The sequence below is a fragment of the Duganella callida genome (assembly GCF_004614165.1).
Classification (GTDB): Bacteria; Pseudomonadota; Gammaproteobacteria; order Burkholderiales; family Burkholderiaceae_D; genus Rugamonas; species Rugamonas callida.
In genome coordinates this window covers 1-19,319 of record NZ_SPVG01000152.1, presented here as the reverse complement: position 1 = coordinate 19,319, position 19,319 = coordinate 1, and the positions used below count along the sequence as shown (strand labels likewise).

19 protein-coding genes and 1 pseudogene are annotated in these 19,319 nt (G+C 62.9%); 11 read left to right on the top strand and 9 right to left on the bottom strand.

Features of this window, described 5'->3' with window-relative positions; translation table 11 throughout:
- The first annotated feature begins 1 nt into the window (after position 1).
- Positions 2-898 (top strand): pseudouridine synthase, encoded by an 897-nt coding sequence (locus tag E4L98_RS15030; protein ID WP_135202365.1) that lies wholly within the window; start codon positions 2-4, stop codon positions 896-898.
- Here the strand turns inward: E4L98_RS15030 and E4L98_RS31070 are convergent.
- The 3 genes and pseudogenes from E4L98_RS31070 to E4L98_RS15020 all read right to left on the bottom strand — a co-directional run bounded on the left by E4L98_RS31070 (position 895) and on the right by E4L98_RS15020 (position 4,823).
- The gene (locus tag E4L98_RS31070; RefSeq protein ID WP_371857229.1) at positions 895-2,808 is read right to left on the bottom strand and encodes an Ig-like domain-containing protein; all 1,914 of its coding nucleotides are present in this window, start codon (positions 2,806-2,808) and stop codon (positions 895-897) included. The two genes, E4L98_RS15030 and E4L98_RS31070, sit on opposite strands and share 4 nt — an antisense overlap.
- Positions 2,809-2,865: 57 nt before the next feature.
- Positions 2,866-3,843, bottom strand: a pseudogene (locus tag E4L98_RS31065) (Ig-like domain-containing protein); the annotation flags it as partial.
- A 206-nt stretch (positions 3,844-4,049) separates the two neighbouring features.
- Entirely contained in the window at positions 4,050-4,823 is a 774-nt protein-coding gene (locus tag E4L98_RS15020; RefSeq protein WP_135202363.1) for an exodeoxyribonuclease III, read from the bottom strand.
- Positions 4,824-4,899: 76 nt separating this feature from the next.
- Between E4L98_RS15020 and pyrE the strand changes: the two genes are divergently transcribed.
- The 7 genes from pyrE to E4L98_RS14985 all read left to right on the top strand — a co-directional run bounded on the left by pyrE (position 4,900) and on the right by E4L98_RS14985 (position 11,482).
- On the top strand, positions 4,900-5,565 hold the full coding sequence (pyrE, locus tag E4L98_RS15015) for an orotate phosphoribosyltransferase (protein WP_135202362.1): 666 nt from the start codon (positions 4,900-4,902) through the stop codon (positions 5,563-5,565).
- Positions 5,566-5,642: 77 nt separating this feature from the next.
- Positions 5,643-6,014 (top strand): hypothetical protein, encoded by a 372-nt coding sequence (locus tag E4L98_RS15010; RefSeq protein WP_135202361.1) that lies wholly within the window; start codon positions 5,643-5,645, stop codon positions 6,012-6,014.
- Entirely contained in the window at positions 6,011-6,859 is an 849-nt protein-coding gene (locus tag E4L98_RS15005; protein ID WP_135202360.1) for an alpha/beta fold hydrolase, read from the top strand. The genes E4L98_RS15010 and E4L98_RS15005 overlap by 4 nt, the downstream gene beginning before the upstream one ends.
- Positions 6,860-6,974: 115 nt before the next feature.
- Complete coding sequence (locus E4L98_RS15000) at positions 6,975-7,523, top strand: PEP-CTERM sorting domain-containing protein (RefSeq protein ID WP_135202359.1); 549 nt, start codon at positions 6,975-6,977, stop codon at positions 7,521-7,523.
- A gap of 32 nt (positions 7,524-7,555) precedes the next feature.
- Entirely contained in the window at positions 7,556-9,706 is a 2,151-nt protein-coding gene (locus tag E4L98_RS14995) for an alkaline phosphatase family protein (protein WP_135202358.1), read from the top strand.
- A 1-nt stretch (position 9,707) separates the two neighbouring features.
- Positions 9,708-10,892 (top strand): cytochrome-c peroxidase, encoded by a 1,185-nt coding sequence (locus E4L98_RS14990; protein ID WP_135202357.1) that lies wholly within the window; start codon positions 9,708-9,710, stop codon positions 10,890-10,892.
- Between the two features lie 8 nt (positions 10,893-10,900).
- Complete coding sequence (locus tag E4L98_RS14985) at positions 10,901-11,482, top strand: SEN1982 family lipoprotein (RefSeq protein ID WP_135202356.1); 582 nt, start codon at positions 10,901-10,903, stop codon at positions 11,480-11,482.
- 3 nt (positions 11,483-11,485) lie between these two features.
- Here E4L98_RS14985 and E4L98_RS14980 read toward each other — a convergent pair whose 3' ends face one another.
- From E4L98_RS14980 to E4L98_RS14970, 3 genes are all read right to left on the bottom strand, one after another.
- Entirely contained in the window at positions 11,486-12,769 is a 1,284-nt protein-coding gene (locus E4L98_RS14980) for a M56 family metallopeptidase (protein WP_135202355.1), read from the bottom strand.
- Complete coding sequence (locus E4L98_RS14975; protein WP_135202354.1) at positions 12,766-13,137, bottom strand: BlaI/MecI/CopY family transcriptional regulator; 372 nt, start codon at positions 13,135-13,137, stop codon at positions 12,766-12,768. Before E4L98_RS14975 ends, E4L98_RS14980 begins: the two co-directional genes overlap by 4 nt.
- A 108-nt stretch (positions 13,138-13,245) precedes the next feature.
- Complete coding sequence (locus E4L98_RS14970; protein ID WP_167761338.1) at positions 13,246-13,581, bottom strand: hypothetical protein; 336 nt, start codon at positions 13,579-13,581, stop codon at positions 13,246-13,248.
- Between E4L98_RS14970 and E4L98_RS14965 the strand changes: the two genes are divergently transcribed.
- Positions 13,562-13,912 carry a hypothetical protein gene (locus tag E4L98_RS14965; protein ID WP_135202352.1) on the top strand — a complete coding sequence of 117 codons (351 nt, stop codon included), beginning with the start codon at positions 13,562-13,564 and terminating at the stop codon, positions 13,910-13,912. The two genes, E4L98_RS14970 and E4L98_RS14965, sit on opposite strands and share 20 nt — an antisense overlap.
- A 6-nt stretch (positions 13,913-13,918) precedes the next feature.
- On the opposite strand, the gene gatB is transcribed toward E4L98_RS14965, so the two are convergent.
- From gatB to gatC, 3 genes are all read right to left on the bottom strand, one after another.
- Entirely contained in the window at positions 13,919-15,379 is a 1,461-nt protein-coding gene (gene gatB, locus E4L98_RS14960; RefSeq protein WP_135202351.1) for an Asp-tRNA(Asn)/Glu-tRNA(Gln) amidotransferase subunit GatB, read from the bottom strand.
- 25 nt (positions 15,380-15,404) lie between these two features.
- Entirely contained in the window at positions 15,405-16,877 is a 1,473-nt protein-coding gene (gene gatA, locus E4L98_RS14955) for an Asp-tRNA(Asn)/Glu-tRNA(Gln) amidotransferase subunit GatA (RefSeq protein ID WP_135202350.1), read from the bottom strand.
- Between the two features lie 62 nt (positions 16,878-16,939).
- Positions 16,940-17,242 (bottom strand): Asp-tRNA(Asn)/Glu-tRNA(Gln) amidotransferase subunit GatC, encoded by a 303-nt coding sequence (gene gatC, locus E4L98_RS14950; protein WP_135202349.1) that lies wholly within the window; start codon positions 17,240-17,242, stop codon positions 16,940-16,942.
- Positions 17,243-17,528: 286 nt separating this feature from the next.
- Between gatC and E4L98_RS14945 the strand changes: the two genes are divergently transcribed.
- The gene (locus E4L98_RS14945; protein WP_072789105.1) at positions 17,529-18,572 is read left to right on the top strand and encodes a rod shape-determining protein; all 1,044 of its coding nucleotides are present in this window, start codon (positions 17,529-17,531) and stop codon (positions 18,570-18,572) included.
- 83 nt (positions 18,573-18,655) lie between these two features.
- On the top strand, positions 18,656-19,319 hold a 664-nt coding region (mreC, locus tag E4L98_RS14940; RefSeq protein ID WP_135202348.1), incomplete at its 3' end, for a rod shape-determining protein MreC.

The window sequence follows — 19,319 nt, the reverse complement described above, 5'->3', positions numbered from 1 at the left end:
CATGTCGCGAGCTCCGCTGCCCATGCGCGACGGTGTCGCGCCCAGCTATCTGTATCTGCCGGACGGTGATTGGCTGCACATGATCGGCTTCCTGGTCGAGCGCTTCCCCGATGTGTCGGAAGCCTCGTGGCGCGACCGCATGGCACGCGGCGACGTGGTCGATGGCGACGGCAACCCGCTGCAGCCCGGCAGCCGCTTCAAGCGCGGCATGCGCATCTGGTATTACCGCGAACTGGAAAAGCCGGAGACGCCGATTCCGTTCAGGGAAGAGATCCTGCACATGGACGAGCACCTGGTGGTGGTGGACAAGCCGCACTTCCTGCCGATGATACCGACCGGCCGCTTCCTGCACGAGACGCTGCTGGTGCGCCTGAAAAAAACGCTGGGCGAGGCCGACCTGGTGCCGATTCACCGTCTGGACCGCGAGACGGCCGGCGTGGTGATCTTCTCGCGCAATCCCGCCAGCCGCGGCACCTATCAGTCGATGTTCCAGAAGCGCGTGGTCGACAAGGAGTACGAGGCGCTGGCGCCACGACTGGATGGCGTGGCGTTCCCGTACATCTACCGCAGCCGCATGGTGGAGGGCGACAAGTTCTTCGTCATGAAAGAGGAGCCGGGCGAGCCGAATTCGGCCACCACCATCGAAGTGATCGCACATCATGCCGACTACACGCACTACCGGCTGTTCCCGCACACGGGCCGCCAGCACCAGCTGCGGCTGCACCTGTCGTCGCTGGGCGTGCCGATCCTGAACGACGCGTTTTATCCGGTGGCGCTGCCGTGCAAGCAGGATGACGTGTCGCAGCCGTTGCAACTGCTGGCGCGCGCCATCAGCTTCATCGATCCGATCAGCGGCGACTGGCGCGAATTCCGCAGCCGCCGCAGCCTGCGGCTTTAGGCCGAACCGATATTGTTGTCCACGGTGATGTTCTGACCGATCAGCAGCACCTCGCTGCTGTTGCTGGCGTGATAGTGCTGATAGTCGCCCTGGATGCCGTCGGCAATCCATTGCGCGGCATTCAGGTGCATGTGCGATCCTGCGAATGTGGAGGTAAATGTCAGCGTGCCGGTGCCGCTGGTCGCGCGGACGCTGGCGGCGGTGTTAATGGTCAGATCGTTGCCGCCGCTGTAGCCGAAATTGAAGGTCTCGACGCCGCTGATGTCCAGGCTCTCCAGACGCAAACCATTGACGCCGCTGTTCGACTGCAGCCAGTCGTTGCCGCCGCCGGCGCTGATATGGGCGCCATCCACGGTGCTGACATAAATCCGGTCATTGCCGCTGCCGGTGACGATGTTGGCGCCGAAGCCGGTACTGACCAGGTTGTTACCGTTGCCGGTGGTGACGTGACTGTCGTTGCCGACCGAAACGACGGCGTCGTCGCCGGTGACGACGATATCGCCGTAACCGCCGCCGCCATCGACATAGGCCCGCGCGCCGACGGTAATGTAGTCGATCCCGCCAGCCGCGTGCAGCACGATGTCGTTGTACTCCGGATGGTTGTAGCTGGCTTCGCGCGCGGTCAGGTAGTACGCGGTGCCGGTGACGTTGCCGGCTTTGTCGGCGATGCGCACGCCGTATTCGATGGCGTTGGTCAGATCGAGTCCGCCCAGCGTCCAGTCGGCGTGCGTGGCATCGGTCGGCGTCAGCGTCGCGGCCTTCCAGGTGACGCCGTGGTCGAGGGTGATTTCGATGATCTGGTCCGACAACGTCTGCGCGCTGACCAGCGAACCGGTAACGCTGGTATTGGTTTCGATGAAGTGGTTGCCGCTCAGCGTATCGTCGGTAAATGCATGGGTATCGATGATGGTCTCGCCGAGCACGGCCACCGGGCTGTCCACGCCGTGAGAGCTTTGTTTGACCTGGATCTCTCCGGCCGCGTAGTGGCCATCGGCCAGCGTGAAGCTGGCGCCGCTGCCCTCGTGCCAGCTGTCGCTGTCGCCGATACGGTAATACCAGGTGGACTTGCCGTCGTCGGTGACGTGAACCGTGTTGTAGCGGGTGATGCCATCGCTGTGCGTTGGCGCATCGGCCGCCGACGATGCCGGTGCGGTGTCGCCCGTCAGCGCGACGCTGGGCGCGGCCGGCGCGGGATAACTGCCGGTGGTGGTGAATTGCAGCAGGATTGCATCGCCGGTCACTCCCGCATTGCCGGCCAGGTCGGAAATCGCAACGCCCAGCACCTTGTAATGCGTGCCGCTGGTCAGCGGCGCGGTGAGCGTCACGGTCAGCGTGTTGCCGTTGATGTTGCTGCCGTGCAGAGTGACTTCCTGGTAGCTGCTTGCGTCATCCGCATCGACGATGGTGATGACGGCGCCATCCTCGATGTAAATGTCCTCGCTGAAGCTGAACACCAGCTGGCTGATGGAAGGGCTGACCGTGCCGCTGCTGTCGGCCGGCGTGCTGCCGGTCAGCTGCGGCGCCACGTTATCGATGAGCAGATCCAGCGCGCCGCTGGTGACGCTGCTGACATTGCCCGCCTGGTCGAGAACCTGTGCCACCAGCGTATGCTCGCCATCGCTCAGCGCCGACAGCGACAGATTCTTGCTGGTGAGCTGCGCGGGATTGTAATAGCTTTGAGAGAAGTAATCGTCGCCGTAATACAGATCGCCGGATTCGATCACGTAGCTGCCGACCACCGCGCCGCCGTGGTTGGTGTCGATGATCTGGATCGTGTCGCCGGCGTGGAAGCCATGCAGGCCGGCCACGTTCAGGTCCACCGCGCCCGGTGCGCGCGTGACGCCGTCGCTGTGCGAGACACCCTTATCCTCTTCTTCCGGCAGCGTCAACGCGTGACCGGCCAGCGACACGGTGCTGGTCTGCAGCGTGTAGTTCACGTACTGGATGCAGCTGCCGGTGCCGAAATCATCCACCACCCGTACCTGCAGTTCATGCTCGCCCTGCTGCAGGGTGATATTGTTCGCGCTCCATTGGCCATCGCCGGCGCCGGCGTCGATCCAGCTGCTGCCATTGTCGAGCGAAATCTGCACCTTGTCGCCGGCGCCCAGCGTGCCGCTGTAAGTGCCGCTGACGGTTTGCTGTGCGACATTGGTCAGGTGATCGGCATCGCTGCTGCCGCTGTCGGCGGAAAAGCTCACGTTTTCATTGACGCTGGCGGCGGGCTGCGCGGTGTGCAGCGTGTAGCCGTGGCTGGCCGTGCCGCTGTTCTGCGATGCCGTGTTGCCGACACGCGCCAACAGCGCGCTGGTGTAATTACCGTCGCTGGACGCCAGGTGGCCGGTATCGATCTGTCCGCTGTAGCTCCAGCTATTGCCGCTGATGGTGGCCTGATGCCAGCTGGCGCCGTTATCCAGCGAAACCTGCACCGAATCGTGCGCGCCGAGTGTGCCGGAGAAGGTGCCGGTCACGGTCTGCTCCCGCACGCTGGTCACGTAGTCGCTGGTGTCGTTGCCATTGTCGATGAAATGGATAGCGGCGCCGATCACGGCCGAAGGCGGCGCCACCACCGCCGGCGTACCGCTGGCGACGAACTGGAACAGCTTGGTGGAACTGATGGCGCTGTTGGTGTTGTCATTGCCATCGATGACCGCGCCGTTGCCCATGGTGACGCTGTAGTGCCCGCCGCTCTGCAGCGCGCTGGACAGGTGAATGGTCACATCGGTGCCGCTGATGCTGATCTGCGGATCCATGCCGGAAACGGTGCGACTATCGGTAGCGCCGACGATGCGGGTAGCCAGCCCGTTCGCTGTCAGATAAGTCTGGCTAAAGCCATTGCTGATGACAATCGCGTTATCGCCGGCATGCACCACGCGGTCGAAATGCAGGGTGATCGTCTGGTTATCGGACGACGTGACGGACAGCAGGGCAGGCGAGCTCATAACGGTTTCTGGGTTATCTTGGGCGAAGCCCTAATGATAACAATGAAACACCGTCATTTCCAAAAAGTTACATTAAAGTGTGTGATTCAGCAACGCAATTTTCATTGTGGAAACTTCAATCCGGGGTCAGTTCTGCCAATCGCACACGGGCTCTACCGTAGCGTTCGCTACAGTAGAGCCCGTGTGCGATTGGCAGAACTGACCCCGGATTTTTACAGCGCGCCGTAGTCGATGGTCAGCGGGGCGTGGTCGGAGAAGCGTTCTTCCTTGTAGATCGCGACCGTGGTGGCCTTGGCGGCGATGCCCGGCGTGGCGACGTGGTAGTCGATGCGCCACCCGACGTTCTTGGCCCAGGCCTGGCCGCGGTTGCTCCACCAGGTGTACTGCTCTTCGCGCGGATCGAGGCCCCGGTGCACGTCGACGAAGCCGACTTCGTCGAAGATGCGCGTCATCCATTCGCGCTCTTCCGGCAGGAAGCCGGAATTTTTCTTGTTGCCTTTCCAGTTCTTCAGGTCGATTTCCTTGTGGGCGATGTTCCAGTCGCCGCAGATCACCACCTCGCGCCCTTCGGCATGCAGTTGCTGCAGATGCGGCAGGAACAGGTCCATGAAACGGAATTTGGCTTCCTGGCGCTCCGGACCCGACGAGCCGGACGGGCAATACACCGAGATGACGGTCAGGTTGCCGTAGTCGCAGCGCACGTAGCGGCCTTCGGCGTCGAATTCCGGCGCGCCGAAGCCGATCACCACGCGGTCCGGCTCGATCTTGCTGTAGACGCCGGTGCCGGAATAGCCTTTTTTCTCGGCATAGTGGAAGTGGCCGTGGTAGCCGCCCGGGTTGAGGAATTCCGGTGTCATGTCCGGCGCTTGCGCTTTCAGTTCCTGGACGCAGATGAAGTCGGCATCCTGCTTGGCCATCCACTCGAAGAAGCCTTTTTTGGCGGCGGAGCGGATGCCGTTCAGGTTGGCGGAGATAATTTTAGGCATAGGTGAATCGCTGCGGAAATGTCTGAAGGCGCTAGTGTAGCGGTAAAATACCGGCACTTTACAGAAATGAGGCACCATGAACAATTTACGTCAGGAATTTATCGCGTTTTCGGTCCAGTCGGGCGTGCTGCGCTTCGGCGAGTTCACCACCAAGGCCGGACGCCAGTCCCCTTACTTCTTCAACGCCGGCCTGTTCCATGACGGCGCGACCCTGGCCCGGGTGGCGCAGTTCTACGCGCAGACGCTGCTGGACTCCGGCGTCGAGTTCGACATGCTGTTCGGGCCGGCCTACAAGGGCATCACGCTGGCCTCGGCCACGGCGGTGGCGCTGGCCGGCAAGGGCCGCAACACCTCGTTCGCCTTCAACCGCAAGGAAGCCAAGGACCACGGCGAAGGCGGCACCATCGTCGGCGCCAAGCTGCAGGGCAAGGTGGTGATCATCGACGACGTGATCTCGGCCGGCACCTCGGTGCGCGAGTCGGTGGACATGATACGCGCCGCCGGCGCCGAACCGTGCGCGGTGCTGATCGCGCTGGACCGCATGGAGCGCGGCGGCAAGGATGGCCAGATTTCCGCTCTGTCGGCGGTGCAGGAAGTGACGCAGAAGTACGGCATTCCGGTGATTTCGATCGGCAACCTCGACGATCTGTTCGGCTACCTGAACGGCGCCGCCGCCGATCCGCAGCTGGCGCAGTACAAGGATGCCGTGGCCGCCTACCGCGGAAAATATGGCATTGTTTAATTGGCTATGTTGGTAGACTTTGAAATTTCTATGGTGTAACCTTATTTTTGGTAGGAGACCAATAAAAAGGCAGATCCATGAACATCGCAACACTCAAAGTACACGGCGACGATGAAGGTCTGGCAGACATCCGCGACGGCCTGCCGACCGAGCCGCATGGCGACTGGCAAAAGGGCGACGTCAAGCCGGATGGCCGGGTGCGCATCGATTCCGGCTTTTACGTGGCGATTGGCACCGAGCAGGATCCGGACGCGCTGCTCAAGCAGATCCGCTTCTACCTGACCGAATGCCAGGCGCGCGGCATCCACTTCGAGCGCGCCGACGTGGCCGCCGAACTGCGGGTGAGCTTCCCCGCCGAGGAGGGCGCGTCGACGCCGGCGCTGGACTTCGCGCTGGCCGACCTGGCCATGCTGGTCGAAATGGGCATCAATCTCAGCATCACTCCGTGACCCGCTTTGCCGAGGACCGGCTGACCGCCTTCGCCGCCGCGCGGGGCGTGCCGCGCCGGGTCCACGTGTGGCAGCCGGCCGCGCCCCACGCGGTGATCCTGGCCATCCACGGCGGCATGGCGCATGGCGGCGATTACGTCACCCCGGCGCTGTATTTCAGACAGCATGGCATCGCCACCGTGGCTTACGATTTGTGCGGCCACCAGGACGCGCGCCGCGTCGACATTCCCGGCTTTGAGGTCTTCCTCGAAGACAGCGTCCTGTTCCTGCAGTGGGTCAAACAACAGTATCCCGGCTTGCCGGTGTATGTGATGGGCCATTCCATGGGCGCGCTGATCGCTACCCATTTGGGATTGCGGCAGTTCGCCGGGGAGGCGGCCATCGCCGGCTTTATCCTGTCGTCGCCGTATTACGTCAATGCGATCAAGGTCTCGCCCGTGCTGGTGGCGCTGTCCGGCGTGCTGGGCGCGCTGGCGCCGCGCATGAAGGTGCCGCTGGCATCGCTGACCGACCAGCTGACCCACGACAGCGCCATCACCGCCCGCCACCACGCCGACGAGCGTGAGGGCATCCGCGCCAGCGAAATCACGGTCCGCTTCGGCAACGCGCTGACCGGCGCGCAGCAGGGACTGGCGGCGCGCATGCCGGCCTGGCGGCACAAGCTGTTCGCGGTGGTGGCCGGCGACGACAGGCTGGCCGACGCCGATGCGGCCGGAGCGATGCTCAAGTCGGTGCCGGCGGGGCTGCTGACTTATCAGCGTCACCCACAGAACTATCACGAGAACTTTAACGAACTGAATCGCGAACAGATCTTCGCCGACATCCTGGCCTGGATGACGCGCTGATCACGCAGGCCGATACATTACGAAACAAAAATGATATCGTTTATTAGCTCCACGTCATGATTCGGTCATAAACAAATTACATCATTTCGGCTCCCACAACCCTAGGTAGCCAGAAATGAAAAAAATTATCAGCGCAGCCATCCTGGTTGCGGCATGCGTGTCCGCGCATGCTGAAACCTTCAACTTTTCCTACACCTTTGCAGACGGCCAGGCGATCAGCGGTTCCCTGTCCGGCCACTTGAACGGCGATCTGGTGGAGAGCGTCTCCGACGTTCACATCAACTTCGGCGGGGTCGATTTCAGCGGCGCCCTGTTTGGCGCCTCGTGGAGCGACGCCGCGGTCAACTGGAACAGTGCCGCCGGCCCGGTGGTCTCGACCAACGCCGCGAAGAACAACTTCATCTTCGCCGACGCCAATCCGCAGACCGACTACGCTAACGTCAACAACTACTTCTATTTCGTCAACGGCAGTAGCGTGCTGGGTAGCGAAGCGTTTGCGCTGAACTGCCACGGCAACTGCGATCAGCTGGCGCTGGACAACCCGACCGGCAATGCCACCTGGTCGCTGGTCGCCGCGCCGGTGCCGGAACCGACCAGCATCGCCATGCTGATGGCCGGTCTGGGCGTGGTCGGTGCTGTCAGCCGTCGCCGCCGCCAGGCCTGATCCCGCCCACCCACAGACGAAACGGATAAATCATGTTGAACAATACCCTGATCTCGGGCGCCGTCGCCGGCGCCGTGCTGGCGCTATCGGCGCCGGCGTTTGCCGCCAATGCCCCGGTCACCATCCGCGGCGTGGTCTCGGGCACCTACTTCACCGCCCCGGTCATTTCCAACACTCCGAGCGGCAGCGCGCCGGCCAACACCGTCGCCTCACTGTTCCAGTCGGCCAAGGTCTGCATCGATGCCAACGACAACGGCGCCTGCGACGCCGGCGAAACCAGCGCGCTGACCAAGGCGGATGGCAGCTACCTGCTGGCCACCCGCACGCCGGGAACGCTGATCGCCGAAATCTCCACCACCTCGCTGAACAACGGTAAAGCCGTGGCCCAGCGCATGGTGCTGCGTGCGCCGGCCGATCAGGTCAGCGCCGCTCTGATCAATCCTCTGGTGCCGGCCAAGGTCGCGATCTCGCCGCTGACCACCGAAATCGCCCGCATCATGGAAGATGATGGCGTCAGCTTTGAAACGGCCAAAAACAGCCTGGCCACGCGCCTGAGCGTGAACGCGGACGTGGTGCTGAGCGATACCACCGGCGCCAATGCCGACGTGCTGAAGGAATCCGTCCTGCTGAGCAACCGCTTTGCCTTCGCCGCCAAGATGGTGGACCGTCACGATGTCTCGCCAGCCGCGCTGGCCGCCGATGCCAACGCCACCGGCCCGGCCATCAGCATGAAGGAAGCCTATCAGGCCGCGATGAATCTGGAAGGCATTCCGCGCTACGATCACGTGTTCCTGATCGTCCTGGAAAACAAGGCCACCTCGTCGATCAAGGATTCCAAGTATGCGCCGCGCATCAACGCCTATCTGAACGCCGGCAACCACTTCACCAGCTACTACTCGACCGGCAATCCGTCCGAGCCTAACCGCCTGGCCATCGCCTCGGCCGACGACTTCGGCGTGACCGACGACAGCGCCTTCAACTGCTACCCGACCGGCGCCAATGCCAATGCCATCGAAGACCTGCCGCTGCCGCCGGGCGTCAGCGCCTGCAACAACGGCACCAACCACAATCACAAGAGCAAGCAGAATCTGTTCAGCGCCTTGAGCAGCAAAGGCATGAATTGGCGCGTCTACAGCGAGTCGAAGAATCCGGGCTCCGACTGGCGTAAGGACGGCACTGCCGACAACAGCATCGTCGCCCAGGATTACATCTACACCGCCGACGAACCGGTGGGCGCCATCGGCACGCCTGGCCTGCAGGTCCGTCTGGCCGGCGCGCTGTACGCCGCCAAGCACAATGGCAGCGTGTTTTTCCAGAACGTGCGCAGCTCGCCGGAGTTCCTGGCGAATAACCGCACCATGGGCGGCGGCCAGTGGGACCAGGCGCTGAAAGCCATCGCGCCCAGCGGCTGGAACATCGACCAGTTCAGCGACGACCTGGCCAGCGGCGACATCGCCCAGTTGAACATCCTGGAACCTGACCAGTGCGACGACATGCACGGTGTGACCCTGGTGGGCACCATGCCGGGCAGCACGACCACCAAGGCGGCCAGCGACTGCTCTGGCAATGCGCTGATCTACCGCGGCGACAAGTACACCGACTTCCTGATCAAGAAGATCCAGGCGTCGCCGCTGTGGAACAACCCGCAGAAGCGCGTAGCCATCGTCATGATGTTCGACGAAGGCACCGCCACCAGCGGCTTCAACTCCTGCTGCGGCTGGAACACCAGCGGCTCGCCGCTGGCGCTCGGCCCTCTGGTCAAGAACGCCGACGGCACCGTGTCGAATGAAGTCATCACCAACTACAAGCAGGGCAACAAGGGCCACGGCACCTCGACCTTCGGTGTGCTGAACAACCAGCCGGCCGCGCCAAAAGGCGTGGTGGATAGCGACGCTTACAGCCACATCTCGCTGGTGCGCACGCTGCAGGACATGTTCCAGCTGGCCGATCCGGCCGACGACTGGTCGTACATGAATCGCTCCAAGTACAGCCAGAAGTTCATCGCCGCGAACATCCTGAACCTGCCGGAATACGCCGGCAGCGCCGATGCCCACTTCGACGCCGTGCGTCCGATGAATCACGGCTATGTGATCCCGGCTGGCTACGTGCAGAAAAATGGCTACCCAACCATCAAGCAGGTCGGTCCCGATGCTGACCAGCGTAACGGATGGGCGCTGAAGTAAGATGAAATCGGCACTGATACTAGTGCTGATGGCGGCGACGGCGCATGCCGTCGCCGTACCGGTGGCGACGCCCCTGAGCGCCGCCGCCGACATCGGCAAGCAGATGTTTTTCGATCAAAGCCTTTCCGGATCGGGCAAGCTGTCGTGCGCCAGCTGCCATGATCCGGCCCACGCTCATGCGCCGGCCAACAGCCTGTCGGTGCAGATCGGCGGCGACAAACTGAAGACACCCGGCGTGCGCGCCGTGCCTTCGCTGCGCTACCAGGAATACACGCCCCCATACGAGGACATGCTCGATAATCCGGACGGCATCAGCACGCCGGGACCGGGCGGCGGCCATACTCAGGACGGCCGCGCGGCCACGCTGGCGGAGCAGGCGAAAATTCCACTGCTGGCCAAACACGAGATGGCCAACAAGAGCGCCGACGACGTGGTCCGCAAGATCAAGGTTTCGGCGTACGCGGAGCAATTCCGCCAGATCTTTGGCGCCGACATCTTCAAGGACAACAAGCAGGCATTCCTGCGCGCGCTCGATGCGCTGCAGGCTTATCAGCTTGAAGACAACAGCTTTCACCCTTACAGCAGCAAGTACGATCGCTATTCGAGCAACAAGATCGGCGGCGACCTGACGGCGGCCGAGATGCGCGGCTTCGCCGTGTACAGTGATCCCAACAAGGGCAACTGCTTCGCGTGCCATTACAACGGCGCGGGCCTGAACGGCAGCGTCAAACTGTTCACCGACTTTACCTATGCGGCGATCGGTGTGCCGCGCAACAAGGATATTCCGGCCAATCGCGACGCCAGATATTACGACATGGGTATCTGCGACCGTCCCGACCATCCGCGTCCGGCCAGCGCGCAGTACTGCGGCATGTTCAAGACGCCGACCTTGCGCAATGTCGCCACGCGCTCGGCGTTCTTCCACAACGGCGTGTTCAAGACGCTGAAGGACGTGATCCGCTTCTACAACACGCGCGACACGGAGCCGGAACGCTGGTACCCGACCGTGAAAGGTGTGGTCCAGAAGTACAACGACCTGCCCAAGCGCTATCGCGAGAACCTGGACAAGCAGGCGCCGCTCGACGGCCGCGCGCGCGGCAGCAAGCCTGCCATGACGGAACAGGAAATGGAAGACCTGGAAGCCTTTCTCAACACATTAACCGATGCGGATCTGGTGAAGAAATGAAGCATGTAATGATCGCGGCCCTGATGCTGGCCGCTGGCGCCGTGCACGGCGCATCACTGCCGGACAAGGCGATGGCCAAAGGGTTGGCGCAATATCTTGCGCAGTATGGCGACGTCTGCGTCGGCAAATTCGACTGGCCGATCGACGTGGCGCCGGGCGATGCGGAGGCGGGCAGCCGCGATGCCATCCAGCTGCCGGTGCTGGCGCAACTGGGGCTGGCGCAGGCGGAAAGCGGCATGACCACGCGCGACGGCAAGGAAGTGCCGGTAGAGCGCTATTCGCTGACCGAGGCCGGCAGGAAGTTTTACCTCAAGCGCGACACCACGACAACGTCGCCGACCGGTGAAAAAATCGTCCGCGCCGGTGACTTCTGCGTCGGCAAGCTGCATCTGGCAAAGCTGACGGCGTGGGATGCGGACAGCGGCACCGCCAGCTACACCTACAAATTCGCCGCCGCGCCATGGATGAAAGAAGCCCGGGCGCAGCAAGTGTTCCCCATGATCGCCTACATCATGAAAGGCGAAGGCCAACTGCAAATGAAACAGCGCCTGCGCCTTGATCATGGCCGCTGGGTTGGCGTACGCGACTAGGGTTTATTCGAGTACCCAGACGTACTGCAACTGCACCCAGCTTTCCACCGGCTGGCCGGCTTGGGTGGCCGGCTTGAAAGTGCATTTTTCGATGCCGGTGCGGGCCGCTTGGTCGAGATCGGGATGACCGCTGCCTTCCTTCACCTCGGACGCCTTGACCTGACCGTTGGTGGCGACCAGGAAGGCCAGGTGCACGGTGCCGGTGTGTTTGGCCGCGATGGCGCCGTCCGGCCATACCGGCTTGGCGCAGCTCTTGAAGTCGACCACGGCCTGTTTGTAAGAGTCACTGCTGGTCTGCTTGCTGGCCTGCTGATCGGCCGCCGTGGCCTGGGCGTAGACCGACACGCAGGCTGTGGCCACGCCCAGCATGGCGATGGCGGCTTTCCAGTTCAGTGTTTGTGGGGCAGGGCGTAACAGCTGCTGTATGCGCATCATCAAATTTCCTCCATTGGCCGCGAGGGCCAGTTGGTGAGTGGAGAACTGGAGTTTTTCCAGCTCGGACAATGCAAGGGCCAGCCGCCGCGGTTCGACTAGCGTTCTTGCGGCAAGAGCGTCTGCAATCAGTTCGCGCTCCACACGGATGCGGTTCGACAGCCACCAAACGGCCGGGTGGTAGAACAGCAGCGTTTCAATCACGTTCTGCAGCAGGTTAATCAGATAATCGTGGCGCTTGATGTGCGCCAGCTCGTGCGCCAGCAGTGCTTCCAGCAGCTCGGGCGGCATACGGCCGATCAGCGCCGCCGGCACCAGCACCACCGGACGCCACCAGCCGGCGGTGACCGGGCTGGCCAGCGTGGTGATGATGCGCAAGCGCACCGCGCGCGTCAGGCCGATGTGCCGGGCCAGTCGCGCCAGTGCGGCATCCCAATGCTGTTGCTCGTCCCGTGAACAGTCGCTGTGCTGGCGCGTTTTACGGTCTATCCACAGCAGGCCGAGAAGCATGCGCAGCGACAGGGCGGCGGCGCACAGCGCCCACAGGCCGACCACGGCGCGCAGTGAGTCGCCCAATCTGAACCAGCCTGCGTCGGCCGGCATGTCGCGCATTGCGAAAGATGGCGGGTGCATGCCCGCGCCGTTGTACGCCACGTGTGCGGCCATGCGCTGCCACAGGTCGAAAGCCGGCCAGCCCAGACAGGCCAGCAGCGCGGCGCAGGCGACGATGTAGCGGTATTCGGCGCGCCTGTTGCGCAGCAGTGCCAGTGCGATCGCGGCGGCGCAGCCCAGCAGCAGTCCTTGCCAGAGGAAGTGCATCAGCGTCAAGCCGAGGGCAAAAGTGAAAGTGTTCATTTGTCTTCCTCTTTGAGCAGCTTTTCGATTTCGGCACGTTCTTTTTTGGATATGCCGGAGCGCAGCGCCGCCTGCACCAGCGCCTTGGCGGAGCCGGCAAAAGCGCGCTGCATCAAGTCCTTGATCAGATTCGTCTGCAGCGCATCCTGTGCCTGCGCCGGCGCGTAGACATGGGAACGCTGGCTCTCGTCACGCGTCAGGATGCCTTTGCCGTGCATGATCTGCATCAGCCGCAGCACGGTGCCGTAGGCCAGATCCGGCTTATCGGCCAGCATGGCCTCGTGTACCTGCTTGGCGGTGGACGGCCCGAGCGGCCACAGTGCTTGCAGCAGTTCCAGCTCCGCCGCCGTTGGTTTAGGTATGCTCACAGCGCCTCCTGTCGATGAGATGTAGATTAGTCGTTCTAGACAAGCTTGTATACTTTAATCCGATCGCATTGGATCCTTGTTGCGGAAAAGTAGACAAAAATGTATAGGTCATCGCCGCCCACTGGCCGCTGCCGGATACCACAGCGCGTGCAGCGAAAAGATCATCATCAGGCTTTGAGGGTGCAGCACCTGGTCGGTGAACAATAGCAGCCCGGCGGGCCGCAGCGCGGCCGGCAGGCCGATGATGGCGGTGGCGCGCGCCCGCTTCGCCTTCCATGCCGTGCAGGACCAGATCAATATCGCCGCGCAGTGCGCCAGTATGCCCGCCTTGCTGAATATCTGGATGGCGACGCCGATGGCGCGCAGCAGGATGAGCCCTGTCTCCGGCGCATCCGCAGCGAACCGCCCGGCCAGTTGCGGCACGATGAAACCATCGAACGGCACGATAGCGGACAAACCCGCCGACCTGGTGCAGTCGCCGGTGGCCGAAGATCTCCTCCGGCGCGTGCTGGAACATTTCAAACAAGATCAACAGATCGCACCCGTGCTGCTCGGCTGTGAGACCCGGCCGGTGCTGGCGTCCGCCCTGTCGCAGCTGACCGCGGAACGCCTGCATGGCAGATCCGCGTTGTTGTCGCCGCAACTGGCCGCACGCCGGATCGCGGCGGCGCAGCTGGTATTGCTGGATGCCTGGACTGCCGGACGTCCGGCCATGACCATCGATACCGCGATGGCCGGACTCGCGGCCACAACGTGGGCGCTTGTCGCGGCCTGACGACTTTTAGCCGGCCAGTTTGGCTTTCAGCAGTTCGGTCAGCTGGGCCGGATTGGCTTTGCCGCGCGAGGCTTTCATCGCCTGGCCGATCAGGGCGTTGATCGCCGCTTCCTTGCCGGCGCGGTACTGCTCGACCGACTTGGCGTTGTTGGCGATGACTTCGTTGACGATGGCTTCCAGCGCGCCGGTGTCAGAGATCTGTTTCAGACCTTTCGATTCGATCAGCGTGTCGACCAGGTTGTCGTCGTCCGATTTGGCGGCCCACATGTCGCCGAACAGCTCTTTTGCGGTCTTGTTGTTGATGGTGCCGTCGGCGATACGCTTCAGCATCAGCGCCAGCTGCGCGGGCTTGACCGGCGCGTCCGCGATGTCCACGCCTTCGCGGTTCAGGGTCGACGAGACGTCGCCCATCAGCCAGTTGGCGGCGGCCTTGGCGTTTTCCTTGCCGGCGGCATCCACCACCGCCACGAAGTAGGTGGCCATGGCTTTCGATGCGGTCAGCACCAGCGAATCGTATTCCGGCAGCGCGTATTCGCTGACGAAGCGTTCGCGCATGGCGGCCGGCAGTTCCGGCATCGCCGCCTTCACCTGGTCGATCCAGGCGTTGGAGATCACCAGCGGCGGCAGGTCCGGGTCGGGGAAGTAGCGGTAATCCTGCGCGTCTTCCTTGCTGCGCATTTCGCGGGTTTCCTTCTTGTCCGGATCGTACAGGCGGGTGGCTTGCACCACCTTGCCGCCGTCTTCGATCAGTTCGATCTGGCGGCGCACTTCCACGTGCACGGCTTCCTCGATGAAGCGGAACGAGTTCAGGTTCTTGATTTCGCAGCGGGTGCCGAATTCCTTCTGGCCTTTCGGACGCACGGAGACGTTGATATCGCAGCGGAACGAGCCTTCCTGCATGTTGCCGTCGCAGACGCCCAGCCACATCACCAGCGAGTGCAGCGCCTTGCAGTAGGCCACCGCTTCGGCCGCGCTGCGGATTTCCGGTTCGGAGACGATTTCCAGCAGCGGCGTGCCGGCACGATTCAGGTCGATGCCGGACATGCCGGCATAGTCCTCGTGCAGCGATTTGCCGGCGTCTTCTTCCAGGTGGGCGCGGGTCAGGTTGACGGTTTTGGTGACGAATTCGCCATCCTTCTCGTAGCCGAAGGTCATCGAACCGCCTTGCACCACCGGGTCTTCAAATTGGCTGATCTGATAACCCTTGGGCAGGTCGGGGTAGAAGTAGTTTTTGCGGGCGAAGATGGACGCCGGCGCGATTTTCGCGCCCACGGCCAGGCCGAAGCGGATCGCGCGATCCACCGCCTGCTTGTTCATCACCGGCAGCACGCCGGGCAGCGCCAGGTCCACCGGGCTGGCCTGGGTGTTGGGTTCGGCGCCGAAGGTGGTCGGCGAGCCGCTGAAGATTTTAGATGCGGTAGTGAGCTGTACGTGGTTCTCAATACCGATGACGACTTCCCATTCCATATGATTCTCGCTGTATTCGTTGTTCTTAGATGCCGGCCGGAGCGCGGGTGTGCCAGTCGGTCGCCAGCTGATACTGGTGGGCGACGTTCAGCAGCCTGGCTTCGCCGAAGTGCTTGCCGATGATCTGCAGGCCCACCGGACGGTCCTTGGCGCCGAAGCCGACCGGGATCGACATGCCGGGCAGGCCGGCCAGGCTGGTGGACAGGGTGTAGATGTCGGCCAGGTAGGCGGCCACCGGATCGTCCGATTTGTCGCCCAGGTCCCAGGCCACGGTTGGCGCCACCGGTCCCATGATCACATCGCAGACGGCGTCCGGGCCGTTCAGCACTTTTTCGAAGTCCTGCGCGATCAGGCGACGGATCTTTTGCGCCTTCAGGTAGTAGGCGTCGTAATAGCCGTGGCACAGCACATAGGTGCCGACCATGATACGGCGTTTGACCTCATTGCCGAAGCCCTGGTCGCGGGTCTTGCGGTACATGTCCTGCAGGTCCTTGTAGCCCTCGGCGCGGAAGCCGTAGCGCACGCCGTCGAAGCGCGACAGGTTGGACGAGGCTTCGGCCGGCGCGATCATGTAGTAGGCCGGAATCGACAGTTTGGTGTTCGGCAGCGAGATGTCGACCAGGGTCGCGCCCAGTTCGACGTACTTGGCCAGCGCGGCGCGCACGGCGTCTTCCACATCCTTGGCCAGACCTTCGCCGAAGTATTCCTTCGGCACGCCGATGCGCAGGCCGGTCAGCGGCTGGTTCAGTTCACGGGTGAAGTCTTCGTCGACGCCACCCAGTTCCGGCGCCAGCGAGGTCGAATCGCGCTCGTCGAAGCCGGCCATGGCGTTCAGCAGCAGGGCGCAGTCTTCGGCGGTCTGCGCCATCGGGCCGCCCTGGTCCAGCGACGAGGCGAAGGCGATCATGCCGAAGCGTGAGACGCGGCCGTAGGTCGGCTTGATGCCGGTGATGCCGCAGAACGCGGCCGGCTGGCGGATCGAGCCGCCGGTGTCGGTGCCGGTCACGCCGGGCGCCAGGCGCGCGGCGACGGCGGCGGCCGAACCGCCCGAGGAACCGCCCGGCACGGCGTTCTTGTCCCAGGGGTTCTTGACCGGGCCGAAGGCCGAGTTTTCATTGGCCGAGCCCATGGCGAATTCGTCGCAATTCAGCTTGCCCAGGTTGACCATGCCGGCCGCGCGGAATTTTTCCACCACGGTGGCGTCAAACGGGCTGACATAGTTGGCCAGCATTTTCGAGCCGGCGGTCGAGCGCCAGTCCTTGGTGACGAAGATATCCTTGTGGGCGATCGGCACGCCGGTCAGCGCGGTGGCGGTGCCGGCGGCGATGCGGGCGTCGGCTTCGGCGGCCTGGGCCAGCGTCAGCGCGCGGTCCACGTGCAGGAAGGCGTTCAGGTCGCTGCGTTCGATACGGTCGAGGAAGTGCGTGGCCAGCTCGGTGGCGGAAATCGCTTTGCTTTGCAGGAGGGCGGACAGCTCTTTGATGGTTTTGTTGTGCATGGCGGTTCTATTCAAATTCGTGATCGGTGCGGATGACGGCGATTGCGCGCTTAATTGCACGCTTAATCGATCACTTTCGGCACCAGATACAGGCCGTCCTGGGTCTTGGGCGCGACAGCCTGGTAGTCGTCGCGGCGGTTCGGTTCGGTCGCCACGTCTTCGCGCAGGCGCAGCGCGATGTTGTTCATGTGCGCGGCCAGCGGGTGGCTCAGCGGAGCGACGCCTTCGGTGTCGACCGCCTGCATCTGCTCGGCCAGCGCGAAGATGCCGTTCAGCTGTTCCAGCGCCGTGGCGCTCTGCTGCTCGCTCATCTCAAGTTGGGCCAGTTTGGCGATGCGGGTTACGTCGGATAAGGTCAGGGACATGGCGTAAGGCGCGGCGGGCCGCGCGTTTGATTGTGATATTGATAAAAAAACTTGAATTTCTGCCTATTCGTCGGCAAACCCGACGAATGCCGCTTAAAAGCTGGCCTCAGGCATGACACTTTTGGGTGGATTTTGGATAAATCGCAGTCAAATTATAAGGTAGAATGGCGGGTTGATGCGTTGCCGGCGCTGAATGATTGCTGCCGCCGCATCCGGGACACGGATTTCTCACTCAACGGATTACGCGCACGCTAGTCGATACTAGGTAGCGCCACAGGACACTTTAATGTTTGGTTTTTTACGTCGTTATATTTCCTCCGACCTGGCCATCGACTTGGGTACGGCCAACACTCTGATCTACGTTCGCGGCCAGGGCATCGTTCTGGATGAACCCTCGGTCGTCGCGATCCGCCAGGAAGGCGGTCCAAATGGCAAGAAGACCATCCAGGCCGTCGGTAAAGAAGCAAAGCAGATGCTGGGCAAGGTGCCTGGCAATATCGAAGCGATTCGTCCGATGAAGGACGGCGTGATCGCCGACTTCACCGTCACCGAGCAGATGCTGAAGCAATTCATCCGCATGGTGCACGACTCCAAGTTCTTCCGTCCGTCGCCGCGCATCATCATCTGCGTGCCGTGCGGCTCGACCCAGGTGGAACGCCGCGCGATCCGTGAATCCGCGCTGGGCGCCGGCGCTTCGCAGGTGTACCTGATCGAAGAACCGATGGCGGCGGCAATCGGCGCCGGCCTGCCGGTGTCGGACGCCACCGGCTCGATGGTGGTCGATATCGGCGGCGGCACCACCGAGGTGGGCATCATCTCGCTGGGCGGCATGGTATACAAGGGTTCGGTGCGCGTGGGCGGCGACAAGTTCGATGAAGCCATCGTCAACTACATCCGCCGCAACTACGGCATGCTGATCGGCGAGCAGACCGCGGAAGCGATCAAGAAAGCCATCGGCTCCGCCTTCCCTGGCTCGGAAGTCAAGGAAATGGAAGTCAAGGGCCGCAACCTGTCGGAGGGTATCCCGCGCTCGTTCACCATTTCGTCGAATGAGATCCTGGAAGCGCTGACCGACCCGCTGAACAACATTGTCTCGGCCGTGAAGAATGCGCTGGAACAGACCCCGCCGGAACTTGGCGCCGACATCGCCGAGAAGGGCATGATGCTGACCGGCGGCGGCGCGCTGCTGCGCGATCTGGATCGCCTGCTGATGGAAGAAACCGGCCTGCCGGTGCTGGTGGCCGAAGATCCGCTGACCTGCGTGGTGCGCGGTTCGGGGATGGCGCTGGAGCGTATGGACCAATTGGGCTCGATCTTCTCCTACGAGTGATGATCTCCCCGGGGCCGCAGCAAGCGGCCCCGGTGCTTTAGGATGTGTGTCGATGGCGCGCGAGCGCCGGATTATTGGAAGTCATGGAATACAGTCCTCCGCCACTTTTCAAGCAAGGCGCTTCGGCCCGGGTCAAGATGACGGTGTTCGCGTGCATATCGATTGCACTGCTGTTGATCGACTCGCATGCGCGCTTGCTGGAAAAGGCGCGCTTTGTCGCCGGTGCGGTGCTGACGCCCCTGCAGCAGGCGGCGCTGGTGCCGCGCAACGCCATCTTCGGCGTCGGCGATTATTTTTCCACCTTGTCGTCGCTGGAAAAGCAGGTGCGCGAGTTGAAGCGTCAGCAGATACTCAGTTCGCAGGCTTTGCAGGCGGCACAGCTGCATGCGGCGGAAAACGCCCAACTGCGCAAGCTGATGGATGCGCGCGAGCAGGTGCCGGTCAAGTCGATGCTGGCCGAGGTGCTGTACGACGCGCGGGATGTCAACAGCCGCAAGATCATTCTGAACCGCGGCACCCGTCATGACGTGGCGCTCGGCCTGCCGGTGATCGACAATCAGGGCGTGGTCGGGCAGGTAACGCGCGTGTTCCCTTTTACCTCGGAAGTGACGCTGCTGACCGATAAGGATCAGGCGATTCCGGTGCAACTGCTGCGCAATGGCCTGCGCAGCGTGGCCTATGGCCGCGGCAAGGCGGGCAACCTGGAGCTGCGCTTCACGGCGCCGAATGCCGATATCCAGGTCGGCG

Bases quoted from the DNA above. Each gene is read 5' to 3' on its own strand.
- E4L98_RS14985 (WP_135202356.1), top strand. From the start codon at position 10,901: ATGATCGCGGCCCTGATGCTGGCCGCTGGCGCCGTGCACGGCGCATCA.
- E4L98_RS14995 (WP_135202358.1), top strand. From the start codon at position 7,556: ATGTTGAACAATACCCTGATCTCGGGCGCCGTCGCCGGCGCCGTGCTG.
- gatB (WP_135202351.1), bottom strand. From the start codon at position 15,379: ATGGAATGGGAAGTCGTCATCGGTATTGAGAACCACGTACAGCTCACT.
- E4L98_RS15030 (WP_135202365.1), top strand. From the start codon at position 2: ATGTCGCGAGCTCCGCTGCCCATGCGCGACGGTGTCGCGCCCAGCTAT.
- E4L98_RS14990 (WP_135202357.1), top strand. From the start codon at position 9,708: ATGAAATCGGCACTGATACTAGTGCTGATGGCGGCGACGGCGCATGCC.
- pyrE (WP_135202362.1), top strand. From the start codon at position 4,900: ATGAACAATTTACGTCAGGAATTTATCGCGTTTTCGGTCCAGTCGGGC.
- E4L98_RS14965 (WP_135202352.1), top strand. From the start codon at position 13,562: ATGAAACCATCGAACGGCACGATAGCGGACAAACCCGCCGACCTGGTG.
- E4L98_RS15020 (WP_135202363.1), bottom strand. From the start codon at position 4,823: ATGCCTAAAATTATCTCCGCCAACCTGAACGGCATCCGCTCCGCCGCC.
- gatC (WP_135202349.1), bottom strand. From the start codon at position 17,242: ATGTCCCTGACCTTATCCGACGTAACCCGCATCGCCAAACTGGCCCAA.
- E4L98_RS15010 (WP_135202361.1), top strand. From the start codon at position 5,643: ATGAACATCGCAACACTCAAAGTACACGGCGACGATGAAGGTCTGGCA.
- E4L98_RS14945 (WP_072789105.1), top strand. From the start codon at position 17,529: ATGTTTGGTTTTTTACGTCGTTATATTTCCTCCGACCTGGCCATCGAC.
- gatA (WP_135202350.1), bottom strand. From the start codon at position 16,877: ATGCACAACAAAACCATCAAAGAGCTGTCCGCCCTCCTGCAAAGCAAA.
- E4L98_RS15000 (WP_135202359.1), top strand. From the start codon at position 6,975: ATGAAAAAAATTATCAGCGCAGCCATCCTGGTTGCGGCATGCGTGTCC.
- E4L98_RS14980 (WP_135202355.1), bottom strand. From the start codon at position 12,769: ATGAACACTTTCACTTTTGCCCTCGGCTTGACGCTGATGCACTTCCTC.